The sequence below is a fragment of the Campylobacter sp. CH278 genome (genome assembly GCF_004378845.1).
In the GTDB taxonomy this organism is placed as follows: Bacteria; Campylobacterota; Campylobacteria; order Campylobacterales; family Campylobacteraceae; genus Campylobacter_D; species Campylobacter_D jejuni.
This window is the reverse complement of the sequence record NZ_RYXZ01000002.1, coordinates 150,392-166,116: the sequence shown is the minus strand read 5'-3', so window position 1 is coordinate 166,116 and position 15,725 is coordinate 150,392. Positions and strand designations below refer to the sequence as shown.

Annotated in this window: 18 protein-coding genes and 2 tRNA genes; 14 read left to right on the top strand and 6 right to left on the bottom strand. The window is 31.1% G+C overall.

Annotated elements, in window-relative coordinates; all coding sequences use genetic code 11:
• Positions 1–40: 40 nt before the first annotated feature.
• Positions 41–970 (bottom strand): DUF2860 family protein, encoded by a 930-nt coding sequence (locus tag ELQ04_RS02590; RefSeq protein WP_004316489.1) that lies wholly within the window; start codon positions 968–970, stop codon positions 41–43.
• Between the two features lie 153 nt (positions 971–1,123).
• Here ELQ04_RS02590 and ELQ04_RS02585 point away from each other — a divergent pair, with 153 nt between their 5' ends.
• From ELQ04_RS02585 to ELQ04_RS02545, 9 genes are all read left to right on the top strand, one after another.
• Entirely contained in the window at positions 1,124–2,500 is a 1,377-nt protein-coding gene (locus ELQ04_RS02585; protein WP_002869960.1) for a replicative DNA helicase, read from the top strand.
• A gap of 62 nt (positions 2,501–2,562) precedes the next feature.
• Positions 2,563–3,165: a hypothetical protein gene (locus ELQ04_RS02580; protein WP_079264645.1), complete on the top strand. Its 603-nt coding sequence runs from the start codon at positions 2,563–2,565 to the stop codon at positions 3,163–3,165.
• Positions 3,156–3,362 (top strand): hypothetical protein, encoded by a 207-nt coding sequence (locus ELQ04_RS02575; RefSeq protein WP_002856950.1) that lies wholly within the window; start codon positions 3,156–3,158, stop codon positions 3,360–3,362. Before ELQ04_RS02580 ends, ELQ04_RS02575 begins: the two co-directional genes overlap by 10 nt.
• A gap of 75 nt (positions 3,363–3,437) precedes the next feature.
• On the top strand, positions 3,438–5,120 hold the full coding sequence (locus ELQ04_RS08830; protein ID WP_044778146.1) for a hypothetical protein: 1,683 nt from the start codon (positions 3,438–3,440) through the stop codon (positions 5,118–5,120).
• On the top strand, positions 5,120–5,902 hold the full coding sequence (locus ELQ04_RS02565; RefSeq protein WP_004316482.1) for a hypothetical protein: 783 nt from the start codon (positions 5,120–5,122) through the stop codon (positions 5,900–5,902). Before ELQ04_RS08830 ends, ELQ04_RS02565 begins: the two co-directional genes overlap by 1 nt.
• A 3-nt stretch (positions 5,903–5,905) precedes the next feature.
• Positions 5,906–6,370 carry a hypothetical protein gene (locus tag ELQ04_RS02560; RefSeq protein WP_004316478.1) on the top strand — a complete coding sequence of 155 codons (465 nt, stop codon included), beginning with the start codon at positions 5,906–5,908 and terminating at the stop codon, positions 6,368–6,370.
• A gap of 6 nt (positions 6,371–6,376) precedes the next feature.
• A complete protein-coding gene (locus ELQ04_RS02555) occupies positions 6,377–6,682 on the top strand; it encodes a hypothetical protein (RefSeq protein WP_002866447.1) in 306 nt (101 codons plus the stop codon).
• A gap of 8 nt (positions 6,683–6,690) precedes the next feature.
• Positions 6,691–7,758: an HP0729 family protein gene (locus tag ELQ04_RS02550; RefSeq protein ID WP_004316474.1), complete on the top strand. Its 1,068-nt coding sequence runs from the start codon at positions 6,691–6,693 to the stop codon at positions 7,756–7,758.
• On the top strand, positions 7,755–8,627 hold the full coding sequence (locus ELQ04_RS02545; RefSeq protein ID WP_004316471.1) for a YafY family protein: 873 nt from the start codon (positions 7,755–7,757) through the stop codon (positions 8,625–8,627). Before ELQ04_RS02550 ends, ELQ04_RS02545 begins: the two co-directional genes overlap by 4 nt.
• 21 nt (positions 8,628–8,648) lie before the next feature.
• On the opposite strand, the gene ELQ04_RS02540 is transcribed toward ELQ04_RS02545, so the two are convergent.
• Positions 8,649–8,724: transfer RNA gene (locus ELQ04_RS02540), tRNA-Met, on the bottom strand.
• A 34-nt stretch (positions 8,725–8,758) separates the two neighbouring features.
• Positions 8,759–8,833, bottom strand: a tRNA-Gln gene (locus tag ELQ04_RS02535).
• A gap of 92 nt (positions 8,834–8,925) precedes the next feature.
• On the opposite strand from ELQ04_RS02535, the gene ELQ04_RS02530 reads away from it, so the two are divergent.
• Genes ELQ04_RS02530 through lpxD form a run of 5 tightly spaced genes read left to right on the top strand, consistent with a single transcriptional unit; the run spans position 8,926 to position 13,541 of the window.
• The gene (locus tag ELQ04_RS02530) at positions 8,926–9,945 is read left to right on the top strand and encodes a bifunctional 3,4-dihydroxy-2-butanone 4-phosphate synthase/GTP cyclohydrolase II (protein WP_002892393.1); all 1,020 of its coding nucleotides are present in this window, start codon (positions 8,926–8,928) and stop codon (positions 9,943–9,945) included.
• Positions 9,946–9,956: 11 nt separating this feature from the next.
• The gene (locus tag ELQ04_RS02525) at positions 9,957–10,400 is read left to right on the top strand and encodes a GatB/YqeY domain-containing protein (protein WP_002852081.1); all 444 of its coding nucleotides are present in this window, start codon (positions 9,957–9,959) and stop codon (positions 10,398–10,400) included.
• Between the two features lie 17 nt (positions 10,401–10,417).
• Positions 10,418–12,118: an acetolactate synthase large subunit gene (locus ELQ04_RS02520; RefSeq protein WP_044778147.1), complete on the top strand. Its 1,701-nt coding sequence runs from the start codon at positions 10,418–10,420 to the stop codon at positions 12,116–12,118.
• Complete coding sequence (gene ilvN, locus ELQ04_RS02515; protein WP_002921567.1) at positions 12,115–12,579, top strand: acetolactate synthase small subunit; 465 nt, start codon at positions 12,115–12,117, stop codon at positions 12,577–12,579. The genes ELQ04_RS02520 and ilvN overlap by 4 nt, the downstream gene beginning before the upstream one ends.
• A complete protein-coding gene (gene lpxD, locus ELQ04_RS02510) occupies positions 12,576–13,541 on the top strand; it encodes a UDP-3-O-(3-hydroxymyristoyl)glucosamine N-acyltransferase (protein WP_002852180.1) in 966 nt (321 codons plus the stop codon). The genes ilvN and lpxD overlap by 4 nt, the downstream gene beginning before the upstream one ends.
• Here lpxD and queA read toward each other — a convergent pair.
• Genes queA through tatB form a run of 3 tightly spaced genes read right to left on the bottom strand, consistent with a single transcriptional unit; the run spans position 13,530 to position 15,696 of the window.
• Positions 13,530–14,558 carry a tRNA preQ1(34) S-adenosylmethionine ribosyltransferase-isomerase QueA gene (gene queA / locus ELQ04_RS02505; protein ID WP_002933506.1) on the bottom strand — a complete coding sequence of 343 codons (1,029 nt, stop codon included), beginning with the start codon at positions 14,556–14,558 and terminating at the stop codon, positions 13,530–13,532. The two genes, lpxD and queA, sit on opposite strands and share 12 nt — an antisense overlap.
• Complete coding sequence (tatC, locus tag ELQ04_RS02500; protein WP_004316465.1) at positions 14,551–15,288, bottom strand: twin-arginine translocase subunit TatC; 738 nt, start codon at positions 15,286–15,288, stop codon at positions 14,551–14,553. Before tatC ends, queA begins: the two co-directional genes overlap by 8 nt.
• Positions 15,289–15,696 carry a Sec-independent protein translocase protein TatB gene (gene tatB / locus ELQ04_RS02495; protein ID WP_004316463.1) on the bottom strand — a complete coding sequence of 136 codons (408 nt, stop codon included), beginning with the start codon at positions 15,694–15,696 and terminating at the stop codon, positions 15,289–15,291.
• Positions 15,697–15,725 lie beyond the last annotated feature (29 nt).

Here is a 15,725-nt window from a genome sequence, read left to right as displayed (position 1 = left end):
ATCTTTTTTAAATTTTATCAAAGGAGCTTTTTTATAATTTTTAGAATTTATATCCTATACCAGTTAGGATAATTTGATAGGTTTCATCATAAAATTCTATATCACTATTTCTTTTTTCTATACCATAATTTGCAAAACCATAAAGTCCGTTATAACCCAAAAATTGATTTTTAACAACTTTTAGATTAAGCTTAACTATATTACCATCTTGTTTTTTGTGGAAGATAGGATCAGTTCCTACTGCTTCATATTTGCTAAGATTTAAATTTGGAGTGAAGATGTAATCATTAGCAAAAGCCAAATTTGTCTCTATGCTAAAACCATATCTTGAATAGCTTTGAGCTTTTCCGTCTGCATCATTGTAATCATAATTTAACCCTAGGTTTAATAAGCTATAATTATAGTTTAATTCAAATTCGTGATAATATCCCTCCCTTTTTAAAGAGCTTTGTGCGATAGTGTCTTTATCATATTTGTTTTTGCTAAATAAATATGAAGTGGTAAATTTCCCAAAATCACTTTCATAAAGTTGAGAGATTTTAAAACCATATCTATCAACATCAGTTTCCTCTCTATTGCCTATTTTGTAAGGATCTGCATAAGCTTTTTCTCTTAAAGAGGAAATCACAGAAAAAGAAGTGCTAAAACGCTCTAAATAAGCTCTTTCGTAGCCTAAAGCTATACCGCTGATATCTCTTCCATTGTAGTTTTTAATAAAAATTCTATCATTATCTATAAGGTTGCCATAGTAAAGTTCTACACCGATAAAAGGAATGAAAGAGGAGTCTGAATTATCAGCATTGTAACTGCTTAGATAATCACTGTTTGCCAAGGTTGAAATATTACTTTTAATATCCCTTGCACCCACACCTATGCTTAAATTTCCACTAAAACCTTCTTGAAATTCTACAGCCGTAGCTGATTGGGTTAAAATGGAGGCTAAAACACAGGAAAATAAATATTTTTTCAAATGTTCTCCTTGAAATGTTTGTTGTTTGTAATTAAATTACATTTATAATTGTAACTAATATTACATTAAATATTTATAAAAAAATTAAGTTTTATAATTTAAGTTTTTTTAGATAGAATTTTTAGAATTAATTTATATTTATAAGGAAATTTAGTGCAGCAAGAGTATTATGATTTGGATTTAGAACGAGCTATTTTAAGCAGTTGTATCATGAGTGAAGAAGCTTATGCTAGTATAGCAGGTGATATTAGCCCAAAAGATTTTAGTCTTAAAGCTCACCAAGATATTTTTAAAGCGGTTATAGCTTGTAGTAATAACAAAGAGCCTATTTCTGTAAGTTTTTTAAGAAAACATAAAAAAATAGATGAGCAAATTTTAGCAGAAATTCTTGCTACTCCTTCTATGATAGATTTGCCTGCTTATGTAAATGAACTTCGCGAAAAGTCTGTAAAAAGACAGCTCTTGAGTTTTGCGCATCTTTTACCAACTCGTATCAATGAAGATCGTGCTGTAAGTGAAATCGCAGATGAAATTGGTAAAGAAATTTTTAGCATTACAAATCGTGTGAATTCTAGAGATATTAAAGATGTTGATATGGTAATATCAGAACTTTTTGAAGAATTTAAAAAGCAAAAAACTTTAGAAAATAAAGGTATTATAGGACTTGATACAGGTTTTGAAGGTCTAAATAAAATGACAAAAGGTTTTAAAGGGGGTGAACTTATAATAATCGCTGCGCGCCCAGGTATGGGAAAGACAACTCTTTGTTTAAATTTCATTGACAAGATTTTAAGACAAAAAAAAGGCGTGGCTTTGTTTTCTCTTGAAATGCCTGCAACTCAAATCATGCAAAGAATGCTATCTTCCAAAACTTCCATTCCTTTGCAAAAAATTTTAACTGCAGATTTAAACGATGATGAATGGGAGCGTTTAGGAGATGCTTGTAATGATTATAGTCAAAAGAAATTATATATTTACGATAGTGGTTATGCAACTATCGCTGATGTAAGGGCTATTTTAAGGCGTTTAAAATCTCAAGATGAAAGTATAGGACTTTGTGTGATTGACTATATAGGACTTATGATGAGTAATTCAAATTTTAATGATAGACATTTGCAAGTTAGTGAAATTTCAAGAGGACTTAAGCTTTTGGCTAGGGAGCTTGATATGCCTATTATCGCACTTTCACAACTTAATCGTGGCTTAGAGCAAAGGGCAAATAAGCGTCCTTTGATGAGTGATTTGCGAGAAAGTGGAGCTATAGAGCAAGATGCGGATGCTATTTTGTTTGTATATCGCGATGAGGTTTATAGAGAACAAGAAGAAAAAGAAAGAGAGAATAAAGCTAAAGCTGAAGGCAAAGCTTATCAAAGGCTTTTTATACCAAATCCTATGCAAGAAAATGCTGAAATTATTGTTGGAAAAAATAGAAATGGGCCTGTTGGAACTATAGAAGTTGTATTTTTAAAAGAAAAATCTTGTTTTGTAGATAAACCTATAGGCTATGAAACTACTGAATTTACAGGCTAGCTTTAATAAAATAAGTTTTTAATATTTTAAAGTTATTTTTTACGACACAACCTGTCGCAAGGGTGTTTTATACTTTCTTTGTTATTTTAAAACAAGGAGAGAAAATGTTAAAACAAATCGCATTTGGTGGTATAGCTCTTACAGCTACAGGATATGGCATAAAAAAATTATACGAAAAATTATCCAAGCCAGAAAGAATATTTGATACACATGCTATTGTTCCAAGCTGTAAAGATATGATCAATACCGAAGAATACAAACTCAAAAGAGAGCTTGAAGTCGAACAAAAGAAAAATCAAATTCAAGAATTTCTTTGCGAATGCATGGAGTGTTATAGCGGCTTTTCAAAATATTTTAATTCTAAGGAATTTTTAGAATTTGAGCAAAATTTTACCTCTAAAAATAATCATAAAACAGAATTTCTTTTGTCATCTTATAAAGATCAAATGATAAAAGTGATCGACTATGCTAAAAAATTTGAATGCTTAAGTGCTTTTTTGGAAACACAAAGCGAAAAAAATGACTTAGCGGTTGTAAAAATGATAAGCGAAAGTATGGAGAGAAAAACACAGAGATTTTATCTGCAAACAAAATTTCAAACTTTTCCTCAGTATATTTTTCCTTCTGTGTGGAGTTCTCCTATGTGGAATAAACAATGGGAATAATACTTGGAATTTTAAGTCTTATAGCCGGCTTTGTTGCCATAGTGTTGATGTGTAGTTTGTATTTTATAGTGTTTATGGTTTTTGTTGGCATAGCGATACTTATTTTTCTTTCTATGCAACCTTATCCTTATAATATAATATTTTGTGCTATATATTTAATCACAATTTTAGCGCTAGTGCTATGGCGTAAAACTTAAAAACTTCACTTCCCCCTTGACTGGGGGGGGGGATTTGATAAAATACAAAAATTAAAAACAAGGAATTATTAAAATATGAATAATTATATACATTTAGAAGAATTGGATTTAAAAGCCAATTATGCGGATTTAGAAAAAGAGTTGGAAAATTTATCTAAAAAAGAATGTCTAAGAATAGAAATTGATAAAGGTTTGGAAAATTCACTTAAAGAACTTGAAGATTTAATGGAAAAATTACCCGAACAGCAAACCCAAACACTTTTTGAACAATGCACTAAAAATGCTATGGATGCTGTGACAGGGCATTTTGGACTCGCTTCAACGATCTTAAATGCAAAAGATGGTGGGAATGTAACAACACTACATAACTTTGAAAAAGGTATTGTAGCAACAGAAGAAGATTTACAAAAGCTTACAAAATATCAACAAGGCTATAAACGAGATTCAAACTATGATAAAATAAAAGATAATATAAGAGATAATTCTCCAAAAATTGTACGTAGTGAATACACAGGTGAAGAAATGGAAAGGGGTACTGGAAAGAATAAAGCGCAACTAGATCATGTTATTTCTTTAAAGGAAATTGATAGAGATCCTAATATGCATTTATTTTTAGATGATGCAATTAGGGCAGAAATAGCAAATCACCCTGACAATCTTAAGTGGCTTGATGCAAGTGCTAATGCTTCTAAAGGTGATAGAGATCTTATGGAGTGGGGTAAAGAAATTGATCCAAAAACAGGAAAAACCAATTTTGAAAAATATGGAATCGATGAAAAAAAAGCTGAAAAAATTTACAATACAGCCAAATCAAACCTAAAAAAGAAAGTTATAAAAGAAAAAATTGTCAAATATTCTAATGAAGTTTTAAGTACAGGTGCTAAAGATTCAATGAAAATCTTTGTTTATTCTGCCTTTGGAGTTGTCTTAAAAGATTTTATTGAAGCTGTTGTTATTGAATTAAAAACCACCTTTAGAGAGTTTGGAAAAGAAAATATTAAAGAAATTTTTAAACGATTTGCACGCAGAATGGAAAAAGTTTGGGAAAAGATAAAGGCAAAATGGAAGGATATATTCAAAGGTTCTTTAGAAGCAGGAATTCAAGCATTTTTTTCTAATTTGTTGGTTTTTATTATTAACACTATTTTTACAACTTTAAAAAAAATAGTGCAAATCATACGCGCAGGCTTTACTTCTCTATATCAAGCTGTAAAAATCATTATTAATCCACCTAAAAATATACCAAAAGATGAAATTTACTTTGAAGCATCGAAAATTTTTGTTAGCGGGATGATTTCTGCAATTTCAATGTTAGGAAGTGAAATGATCCACAAGTTTCTGCTGTCAATACCTGGATTTAATGTATTTTTGTCACTACCTATCCCTTTTACCGATGAAACAATAGGGGATGCCCTTTCTTTATGTATTTCAGCGGCTGGTGGTGCTGTATTGAGCACTATAGCTATTTTTTATATGGATAAGTGGAGAAGCAATTCCAAAATTGGCAATTTACAAATACAAATTGTAACTCAAAAAAATTTGATAGTACAATACAAAATTGCCAAAACTTGGTTTGCATTGAATGATGCTTATCATATTGTAAAAAACGAAACTTTAGCAACTATACAACAAATCAAAAAAGATAACCAAATAAGAGAGCAAAGTTCTCAAGAAGTAGAAACAGCAATTGAAGAATTTGAAAATTGTAATATCACTAAAAAATTATACAAAAAACTTAATCAAACTAAGGAGAACTGATGCTAGAACTTATCACACAAAAAGATCAAGATTTTTTGCAAAATATTGAAAACCTTGATGAAGAATATATTCAAAAATTTATTAATAAAAAAATCAGTGAAATAGCTATAGCTATTGAAACAGCAGCAGAGAATGCTGATAAAGCAAAAGATAGAACACAAAAAGCCAAAAATCTTAATACAGATAGTGATTGGCAAACTTATATACCAATTTTTAGACGTTGGCTTGGAAAAACATCAGAAGAAAAAAAAGAAATTAAATCCAATATGATCCTTGAAGTAGTAGAGTTACAGAATGAATCAATGAATCAAATGACAACAATTCTAAAAGAAGTTGTAATATTTTTTACTTCCAGTTTTTGTATTGCTACGCGTATGAATCAAGCTTTATCTCTTATTATTGCGCAAGGTTTTGTAAAGAGCGATGGCAAGGTAATTCGTTTATCTAAAGCCGCTAAAGAACAATTTCAACAAATACAAAAGTTCACACTGAGTTTTATAGAAGATCATGAAAAACACAAAGATACGATAAATAATATCCAAGTAGAATTAGATAAAAAAAATCAAATTGATGATGAGCAATATAAACTCATAGAAAAACATTATCAAGAATTTATACAATATAAAAATTATAATGACAAAATTGTTCAAGAGCAAGAATGTAAAATCAATGAACTGAAAGATATTTTAAATAAAAGAAAAAATGTTTTTACAAATAGCATTTCAATTTTAGCTTTGATAGTTTCTGTTGCGTCGATTGTATTATATTTTATAGGGCGTTAATTTATGAATTTTTTAAGTTCTTTAAAAGATAAGGCGGTAAATGCTTCAGAAGCAATTAAAGACAAAACTATTAAGACTGCTGAAGTTGTTAAAGATATTGGAATGGAAGTAAAATGTGGGATTGGTTGGCACGCGGGTGAATATCAAAATGAAAAAGATAAACCAAAATGTTTTTTTTCCAAAATTTGCCCTGATTGCGGAAAATATCTTACAAAAAATCAACATGATTTTGAAGCTCCTGAAATATTAAATCCTGATAATTGTTATGGATATAGACGATGTACTCTTTGTTCTATTCAAGTGTTTGATAATTTTCATAATTATTATGAAATCAAAAAAGATTCAAAATGCAGAATGCACGAAAAATGTAATTTATGCGGACATGAAAGATTAGGACAAACAAGACACAATTGGAAATATGACGAAAACGGGCAAAAAATTTGTCTAGATTGCAAAGAAACAGTATAAAGACAGATGTTTTCTAAGATTTTCTCATCTCTTAGCCTTGCAAATGCGTTTAAAGGCTTTTTATTTAAACGCATTTCAAGCCCTATGCAAAGTGCTCGTATTATCAGTATGGTTTTAGATATAAAAAATGCTTTTAATGACAGCAAAGATCAAGCAAGCAGCATTTGCAAAACTTTGGATTTGATAGTAAATTTTAAAAAAGAACATCCGCAGGATTTTAACGAGTTGTTTGAAATTTTAAAAGATCTCATACAAGAATACGAGCAAAATCCTAATGAAATCAAGCAAAATCTCAAAGAAATCCTAAAATAAGGCAAAGCATGAACCACCTTTTAATCCTTTATAATCCCTACTATCAAGAAGATGTCATCAAGCAACATTTAAGCATTTTACAAGAAAAATCCCAAGTTGCCTTTGGCAAAATCAAATCAAAACTCAACGATCAAGAAAAGCAAAATTCCTTAGAAGAAATTTACCAAAGTACAAATGAAGAAAATTTCCTACAACTCTTTTTAAGCGATTATGCTAATTTATTTGTCGCTAAGGTGGTAAAAATTTCTAAAAATGTTGATGAAAGTTTGATTCCTAGTTATTATAAAGAAAAAAATTTAGAAGTGGAAGACTTTTTTATCATCAGTGATTTAAGAGAATTAGTCAGGGAAGATTTTAGTCTTTTAAGAGATAAATTTTTAGCCAATTTCATCACCCCAAACGATCACACCTATGCTATCTATGGCAATAATTACACCTATCCTTTGCCTGTGAGATTAAAAGAAGAGTGTTCTTATTTTTTAGGAGATGAAAAACATTATCTAAGTGTGTATAAAAGCAAAGAATACCTAGCCATGCAAGAAAATTTCATACGCTTTGTTTTTGGCAAAAGGATTTTTTATCTCTTGCACCCTGATAGCATAAGCAATATCATTCATGCAGAATTAGAGCTTTTACAAAGCGAAAACGATCATTTAAATGATTTTACAAGCATTATAGTCAAATACTCCAAAACCTTAGAATATGAAATTTACGCTTTTGCGAAAAAAGTTCTTTTAAAAGCTTGTATGAAAGATCCTAGCCTTTATGATTTAGCTTATAATGTCCAAGGCAAATCTTTTATACTTAAAGATTTTTTTACCCAAAAGCCTAATCTTGGAAGTATTAAATTTCTACTCAGACATGAAAATATCCAATGTCATTTAGGAAAAAGTTTAACTCAATTTATCAATTATCCTTTTTCAAAAAGTCTTACTCTCATTCAAGAAATCCGTAATGAAGCCGTTCATGCAAAAGCCCCAAGTTTAAATGAAGTCAAAAAACTTAGAAATGAAATTTTAGGCATAGAAGGCGTAAGTTTGTTAAAAAACATTTTAACTCACAAGGAAATTTCATGAAAGAATACGACAAATTAAGCATACGCTTGGTGCAGATTTTATCAAAATTTAACAATGGGGAAAGTCTAAGCGCCCAAGAGCTTGCGCAAGAGTTTAATGTCGATACAAGAACCATACAAAGAGATCTTAACGAAAGGCTTACTTTTATGCCTATTAAAAAAGAAAATGGAAGATATGTTTTAGAAAGCTTTGCTTTGGGAAAATTAAGCTTTAAAGATATACAGAATTTCGCCACCTTAAGTGGTATTGCTGAGCTTTATCCAAAACTCGATCAAGGCTTTATAGTCGATCTTTTAAGCCATAGGGTAAATAAAGTTTTGATGGTAAAAAACGAAGGTTTTCAAAAGGTGGATTATGAGCTTTTTAAAGATCTTAGTGTAGCTATACTCAAACACAATGTATTGATTTTTTTCTACAAGGAAAAAGAACGCCAAATCAAACCTTACAAACTTGTAAATTACAAAGGAATTTGGTATCTTTTAGGGGATGAAAACGATAAATTAAAACATTTTAATTTAGATAAAATTTCAAAATTACACACTAAAAATGAAAATTTTATCCCCGATGAAAAACTTGAGGAACAAATCCAAAATGATCCTAATATCTGGCTTGGAGAAAGCAAAGAAGTGATTTTAAAACTTGATAAAAATGCTAAGGAATATTTTTTTAGAAAAGAAATACTAAGCAATTATCAAATCATTGATGAAGATGAAACAAGCTATACTTTAAGTACTCAAGTTTCCTATGAAGATGAAATTTTGCATTTGGTTAAGCAGTGGATTCCTTATATAAAAATTCTAGCCCCTATAGAACTGAAAACACGGCTGGAGAATATTTTAAAAAGTTATTTAAACAATCTATCTAAATAAAATTTATTTTAAATCCATAACTGGTTGCGAAGGGGAGATTTGAACTCCCGACCTTCGGGTTATGAGCCCGACGAGCTAACCACTGCTCTACTTCGCGGCATATAAGATACTTTGAAATATAAAATAAGAAGTGGATGGGGTAAAGGGATTCGAACCCCTGAATGACAGGACCAAAACCTGTTGCCTTACCGCTTGGCGATACCCCAATAAATATTTTTTAAAAGTGTGATTATAATGAATTTTAATTTATTTGTCAAGCAATTTAAGTTATAATTTTAAAAATTTTAAGGAAATAAAAATGAAATTTGTTAGCGTAGAACAAGCGATTAAGGATTTACAAGCAGGAAAAATGCTTGTTATGGTAGATGCAGAAGATAGAGAAAATGAAGGCGATTTAATCTTTCCTGCGCAATTTAGCACTCAAGAAAAAGTAAATTTCATGATAAAAGAAGCTCGTGGTGTGGTTTGTGTAGCCTTGGATGAAACTTTGGCAAAAAAATTTGAACTTCCTTTAATGGTGCCTAAAAATACTTCAAACCACGAAACTGCTTTTACTATAACCGTAGATGCAAAAGATGCTACAACGGGAGTTAGCGCCTATGAAAGAAATATGACTATACAAATTTTTGCCGATGATAATGCTAAAGCGAGTGATTTTGTAAGACCAGGGCATATCAATCCTTTAATCGCAAAAAAAGGTGGGGTTTTAGAACGCACAGGTCATACAGAAGGCACGGTTGATCTTTGTAAATTAGCAGGATTAAAAGGTGCTTGTGTGATTTGTGAAATTGTAAAAGATAATGGAGATATGGCAAGAAGAGAAGATCTAGAAATTTTTTGCCAAAAACATGAATTAAACATGATAGCCGTAAGCGATCTTATAGAATATCGCCTAAAACATGAAAGCCTTATTAAGCTTGAAGAAAAAAGTCAAAGTGTTTTAGCAGGCTTTAAAGCAGAAAAATTTATCTTTAGCGATCATAATCAAACCCAACACATAGCTTTTTGCTTTAAAGATATTAAAAAATGTGAAAATGTTAAATTTCATATCAGTGGTAGTGATTTTGAGCTTTTAACTTCAGATAAATTTTCAAAACTTTTAGAGCAAATCAAATTTCTTAGTGAAAATGGTGGCGTTATAGTTTTCATGCAAGGAGAAAAATCCAGTACCACTCAATACAAAAACTATGGTATAGGAGCACAGATTTTAAGATATTTTGGTATAGAAGAAATTAAACTTTTATCTCAAAGTTGTGATAAAGACTATATAGGCTTAGAAGGTTTTGGTTTAAATCTTAAAGCTTGTAATTTTAACTAAAAAGGAAAAAAATGACTTTAAAAGAACAAATTTTAAACGATATCAAAGAGGCAATGAAACAAAAAGATGATTTTAAAAGAGATAGTTTAAGAACTCTAAATGCAGCTTTTAAGCAAATAGAAGTGGATGAAAGAATAGAATTAGATAATGAAAGAATTTATAAAATCATTGCAAGTGAAATCAAAAAACGCAAAGACGCAATCGAACTTTATCTTAAGGCAAATCGTGAAGATTTAGCACAAAAAGAACAAAATGAAATAAGTCTTTTTGAAATTTATTTGCCTAAACAACTAAGTGATGAGGAGTTAACTTTAGCCTTAAAACAACTTATAGAAGAATTGGGTGTAAGTTCACTAAAAGAACAAGGTTTGGTAATGAAAGAAGCTAAAATAAAATTAGGTGCGAGTGTTGATGGCAAAAGACTTAATTTAGCACTTAAAGAGCTTTTACAATAATTTTTTGGAGTGTTATTATGAAAGAGTTAAGCGGTTCAGCAATGATTTGCGAGGCTTTAAAAGAAGAAAATGTTAAAATTGTTTTTGGTTATCCTGGAGGCGCTGCACTTAATATTTATGATGAAATTTACAATCAAAAATATTTTAAACATATTTTAGTGCGTCATGAACAAGCGGCTTTGCATGCTGCTGATGCTTACGCAAGAATGAGTGGAGAAGTGGGCGTAGCCATAGTTACAAGTGGACCAGGTTTTACAAATACTATTACAGGTCTAGCTACGGCTTATAGTGATTCTATCCCTTTGGTGTTGATTTCAGGGCAGGTGGCAAATTCTCTTATTGGTACAGATGCTTTTCAAGAAATTGATGCAGTAGGTATTTCAAGACCTTGTGTAAAGCATAATTATTTAGTTACTTGTATAGAAGAGTTTCCACGCATTTTAAAAGAGGCTTTTTATATAGCAAGAAGCGGTAGACCTGGGCCTGTGCATATAGATGTGCCAAAAGATGTAAGTGCAACTTTGGGACTTTGGGAATATCCTAAAGAAATTTCTATGAAAACTTATAAACCTGTTTATAAGGGTAACTCAAAGCAAATTAAAAAATTTGCAGAGCTTTTAAAAGAAGCAAAAAGACCTTTGTTTTACTTGGGTGGAGGTTGTATCAGTTCTAATGCAAGTGAGCAAATCAGAGAGCTTGTAAAATTTACAAAAATTCCAGCAGTTGAAACCTTAATGGCGCTTGGAACTTTAAGAAGTGATGATGTTTTTAATCTTAAAATGGCAGGCATGCATGGAAGCTATGCTGCTAATATGGCTTTAAGTGAGTGTGATTTGCTTGTGAGTGTAGGAGCGAGATTTGATGATAGGATTACAGGAAAAACAAGTGAATTTGCTAAACATGCGACTATAGTTCATGTTGATATTGATCCTAGTTCTATTTCAAAGATTATCAATGCGCATTATCCTATAGTAGGAGATATTAAAGAAGTTCTTAAAGAGCTTTTAGAAGAGCTTAAAAAGGAAAATTTCAACACAACTTTTAAAGAATGGCACGAAACTTTAAAGCGTTATAATGAACTTTATCCGCTTTCTTATGAAGATAGCAATGAGATTTTAAAACCGCAATGGGTGATTGAAGAATGTGCGAAAATGGCTCCAGATGCAAGGATTATTACTGATGTGGGTCAGCATCAAATGTGGGTGGCGCAGTTTTATCCTTTTAATTATCCAAGACAACTTGCAACAAGTGGAGGGCAAGGAACTATGGGATATTCTTTACCTGCGGCTTTGGGTGCAAAGCTTGCTGTGGGTGAAGAAGTGGTGATTAATTTCGTAGGCGATGGATCGGTTTTGATGAATATCCAAGAGCTTATGACTGCCTATGAGTATGGTATAAAAACTATAAATATTATTTTAAATAATGCCTTTTTAGGTATGGTAAGACAATGGCAAAGTATGTTTTATAAAGAGCATTTTTCACAAACTGATTTAAGCACTCAGCCTGATTTTATCAAAATAGCTCAAGGTTTTGGTTGTGAAGGTTATGAAATTTCAAACAAAGAAGAATTCATTCAAGCTTTTAGCCAAGCTTTAAAAAGTGATAAAACTTCTCTTTTAAATGTAAAAATTGATCGCTTTGAAGATGTTTTACCTATGGTGCCTGCAGGAGGTGTGATTTATAATATGATTTTACCAAAGGCAAAGGATAGACAATGAGAAGGGTTTTATCGGTAATTGTTTTAAATGAGCATGGGGTTTTATCTCGTATAGTAGGACTTTTTTCAGGAAGAGGTTATAATATTGACTCGCTTACAGTAGCACCTTTGGAAAATAAAGAATTTTCTCGTATTAATATAGTCACTTCAGGAAGTGAAAGAACTTTTGAGCAGATAGTCAAACAACTTCATAAGCTCATTCCTACTTATAAAGTGATAGAAAGTGAAGAATTTATTGACAAAGAAATGGCTTTGGTGAAAATTCCTTTAAATGAAAATTTAGGTGGACTTGATGCCGTTTTGAAAGCTTATAATGGTACTATTGCAAATAGCAATGAGAATTTTTTGTTTTTAATGGTTGCTGATGATGCAAATCGCATTGATAATTTTTTAAAAACAATTAAAAAATACAATCCTAGTGATATAGTTCGCAGTGGATCTGTTTTGATGGAGATTAAATGAAATTAAGTGAAATAGCAGAATTTTTAAGCTTGGAATATAAAGGCGAGGATATAGAAATCAGTGCTTTAAATTCTTTATTGAAAGCAAATTTTACAGAGCTTACTTATTGTGATGGTGAGAAAAATACCAAAGATATACCTCACACAGGAGCTGCTGCTATTTTAGTATCTAAAGAATATGAAAATTTAGTACCTAAAGATACTAAAGCTTTGATTACTCAAAGTCCACATTTGAGTTTTGCTTTTTTAAGCAAGCTTTTTGCTAAACCTTTGATAAGCACAGCTAAAGAAAAAGTACAAAATATCGCAAAAAGCGCAAGAATCATGCCTAATGTTTATATAGGTGATAATGTAAATATCGGTGAAAATGTAATTATTATGGCAGGAGCTTATATAGGCGATAATGTCAGCATTGGTGATGAGAGTATTATCCATCCTAATGTAGTGATTTATAATGATACTAAAATCGGTAAAAAATGTCATTTGCTTGCCAATTGTGTAATAGGAAGTGACGGTTTTGGTTATGCGCACAATAAAAACGGCGAACATTATAAAATTTATCATAATGGCAACGTGGTTTTAGAAGATTTTGTAGAAGTGGGGGCTTGTACAACTATAGATAGAGCAGTTTTTGATAGTACTATTATCAAAGCAGGTACTAAGGTAGACAATCTAGTTCAAATCGGACATAATTGCAATATAGGTCAAAATTGCATCATTGTGGCACAAACTGGAATTTCAGGTTCAAGTGAGTTAGGACGCAATGTTATTATGGGTGGTCAAAGTGCAACGAGTGGACATTTAAAAATAGGCGATTTTAGTACTATAGCTGCAAGAGGCGGTGTGAGTAAAAATTTAGAAGGCGGGCGTGTTTATGGAGGTTTTCCTATCATGCTTCAAAAAGATTGGCTAAAACTTCAAGCTAAAATAGCAATAAATTTTAAAGAAAAATCACAAGATTAGCATCGCATCGCCATAAGAGTAAAAGCGATATTTTTCTTTTATGGCGAGTTCATAAAGTTTTAAACACTGTTCTCTACCGATAAAAGCTGAAACTAACATGATAAGAGTAGATTTTGGTAAATGAAAATTGGTTAAAAGATGATTTTGTCTTATAGGTGGATTTTGCGGGTGTAAAAAAAGATCACAAAAACCGCTTTTTGTTTTAGTTCTTGCATAATATTCTATGGTTCTTGTTACCGTTGTTCCTACGCCTAAAATAGCTTGTTTAGAATCTATAATTTCACATGCTTGCTGCGGAATATTAAAAAATTCACTATGCATTTTATGCTCTTGTATATTTTCACATTCCACGCTTTTAAAGGTTCCAGCTCCTACATGTAAGGTTAAATGATAAATTTCGTGTTTTTTTCTTAAATTTTCAAGCATAGTCTCACTAAAATGTAAACTTGCAGTCGGAGCAGCCACTGCGCCTAAATTTTTTGCAAAGATACTTTGATAATCTTTCAAATCGCTTTTTTCATCTTCCCTTTTAATATAAGGAGGCAAGGGTATATGTCCTATCTTGTCAAGCAGGTTGTAAAGATTTGAGGTGTCTAAGGTTTTATCATTTTGAAAAAATTGAACCTTTCGAAGACCATCATCTAAAAGTTCTACAACGCGCGCTTTTAAATCCTCTTTAAAATATAAGATTTCATCTTTTTTAACCCGCCCTTTAATTTGAGCTAGAAAAAGCGGATTGTGAGAATTTAAAAAAGGTTGATGTAAGAAAAGCTCTATTTTTCCTCCGCTTGCTTTATTGCCATAAATTCTTGCTTTAATAACTTTGGTATCATTGAAAAAAATCGCGCAGTCGGGTAAAAAGTCTTTTAAATTTTTAAAAGTAGTGTGAAAAATTTCTTTGTTTTTGCGATCAAAAACCAAAAGCCTAGCATCTTCTTTTGGATTTGCAGGATAGTTGGCTATGAGTTCATTAGCTAGAGTGTAATCATAGCTTGAAAGAAGTAAGTCTTTATTCATTACTTTCTTTATCTTTTGGGGCAGGATTTACCTTTTGAACAATTAAAATAGAAAGTCCATAAAGTCCGCAAAGTGGTCCTGCCATTAAAAATTGAGATAAAACATCAGGTGGAGTCATAAAGGCTGAAAAAACAAAAATAACTAAAACAGCTATGCGAAAATGGCGTTTTAAAAAACTATCATCTATAAGTCCAATTTTAGCAAAGAAAAAGGCAATTACAGGCATTTCAAAAGCTAAGCCAAAAGCCACAACAACTTTGGTAAAAAAATCTACATAAGTTCCTATGGTAATCACAGGATTAAAATCTTCATTTAAACCAAAATTAATCAAAAATTTAAAAGCCAAAGGCACTACAACAAAATAGCAAAAACAAGCCCCCAAGGCAAACATAATGCTTGCAAAGCTAACAAAAGGCACCACAAGGCGTTTTTCATTATCATAAAGTCCTGGAGCTACAAATTTCCAAAATTGCCAAAAAATCACAGGTAGAGAAAAGATAAAGGCTGCAAAAAAACTAACCTTCATTGCGGTAAATAAGGCTTCTTGTACTTCAATTACATTCACATGTTTGGCTACTTCGGGTAAAACAGCTATAAGTGGAGCTTTTAAAATATCTAAGATATAGCTTCGTAGAGCAAAACATACAATAAACATAACTACAATGCAAGCAACGCTTATAAAAAGGCGTTTTCTAAGTTCTATTAAATGAGGTCTTAATTCTTCAAACATTTATTTTTCCGTTTTATCTTGTGTTTCTAATTTGCTAAGATTTGGTTTTTCTTCTGTATTTAAATTTTGTCCGCTAAGGTTATTTTTTATGTTATCATCTCTGCTATCAAAGGTTAAATCTACCTTTGTTTTATCTAAAATATCTCTTTTAAGGTCATCAAATTCTTCAAAACTGAGTTTTTTGCGTATATTTTCATTAGTGCTTGAAAATTCATCTTTGTATTTCTTAGCTTCTTCTTTTAAGTCATTGATGCGTATTTCTTTTTCTATGCTTGATTTTGCATCATCTATGTTGCGTTTTACAGCCTTTAGAATTTTTGCTATTTGTACTATAGCTTCTGGAAGTTTATCAGGCCCTAAGACTAAAATCGCTACAACTAAAATAACTATAATTTCACCAAAACTCATTAATCGTTACTCTTTGATTTGATATTTTA

Excerpts from the sequence above, each read along its gene's own strand:
- ELQ04_RS02575 (WP_002856950.1), top strand. The coding sequence starts at position 3,156 with ATGGGAATAATACTTGGAATTTTAAGTCTTATAGCCGGCTTTGTTGCC.
- ELQ04_RS08830 (WP_044778146.1), top strand. The coding sequence starts at position 3,438 with ATGAATAATTATATACATTTAGAAGAATTGGATTTAAAAGCCAATTAT.
- ELQ04_RS02565 (WP_004316482.1), top strand. The coding sequence starts at position 5,120 with ATGCTAGAACTTATCACACAAAAAGATCAAGATTTTTTGCAAAATATT.
- ELQ04_RS02560 (WP_004316478.1), top strand. The coding sequence starts at position 5,906 with ATGAATTTTTTAAGTTCTTTAAAAGATAAGGCGGTAAATGCTTCAGAA.
- ELQ04_RS02555 (WP_002866447.1), top strand. The coding sequence starts at position 6,377 with ATGTTTTCTAAGATTTTCTCATCTCTTAGCCTTGCAAATGCGTTTAAA.
- ELQ04_RS02550 (WP_004316474.1), top strand. The coding sequence starts at position 6,691 with ATGAACCACCTTTTAATCCTTTATAATCCCTACTATCAAGAAGATGTC.
- ELQ04_RS02545 (WP_004316471.1), top strand. The coding sequence starts at position 7,755 with ATGAAAGAATACGACAAATTAAGCATACGCTTGGTGCAGATTTTATCA.
- ELQ04_RS02530 (WP_002892393.1), top strand. The coding sequence starts at position 8,926 with ATGAAATTTGTTAGCGTAGAACAAGCGATTAAGGATTTACAAGCAGGA.
- ELQ04_RS02525 (WP_002852081.1), top strand. The coding sequence starts at position 9,957 with ATGACTTTAAAAGAACAAATTTTAAACGATATCAAAGAGGCAATGAAA.
- ELQ04_RS02520 (WP_044778147.1), top strand. The coding sequence starts at position 10,418 with ATGAAAGAGTTAAGCGGTTCAGCAATGATTTGCGAGGCTTTAAAAGAA.
- ilvN (WP_002921567.1), top strand. The coding sequence starts at position 12,115 with ATGAGAAGGGTTTTATCGGTAATTGTTTTAAATGAGCATGGGGTTTTA.
- lpxD (WP_002852180.1), top strand. The coding sequence starts at position 12,576 with ATGAAATTAAGTGAAATAGCAGAATTTTTAAGCTTGGAATATAAAGGC.
- queA (WP_002933506.1), bottom strand. The coding sequence starts at position 14,558 with ATGAATAAAGACTTACTTCTTTCAAGCTATGATTACACTCTAGCTAAT.
- tatC (WP_004316465.1), bottom strand. The coding sequence starts at position 15,288 with ATGTTTGAAGAATTAAGACCTCATTTAATAGAACTTAGAAAACGCCTT.
- tatB (WP_004316463.1), bottom strand. The coding sequence starts at position 15,696 with ATGAGTTTTGGTGAAATTATAGTTATTTTAGTTGTAGCGATTTTAGTC.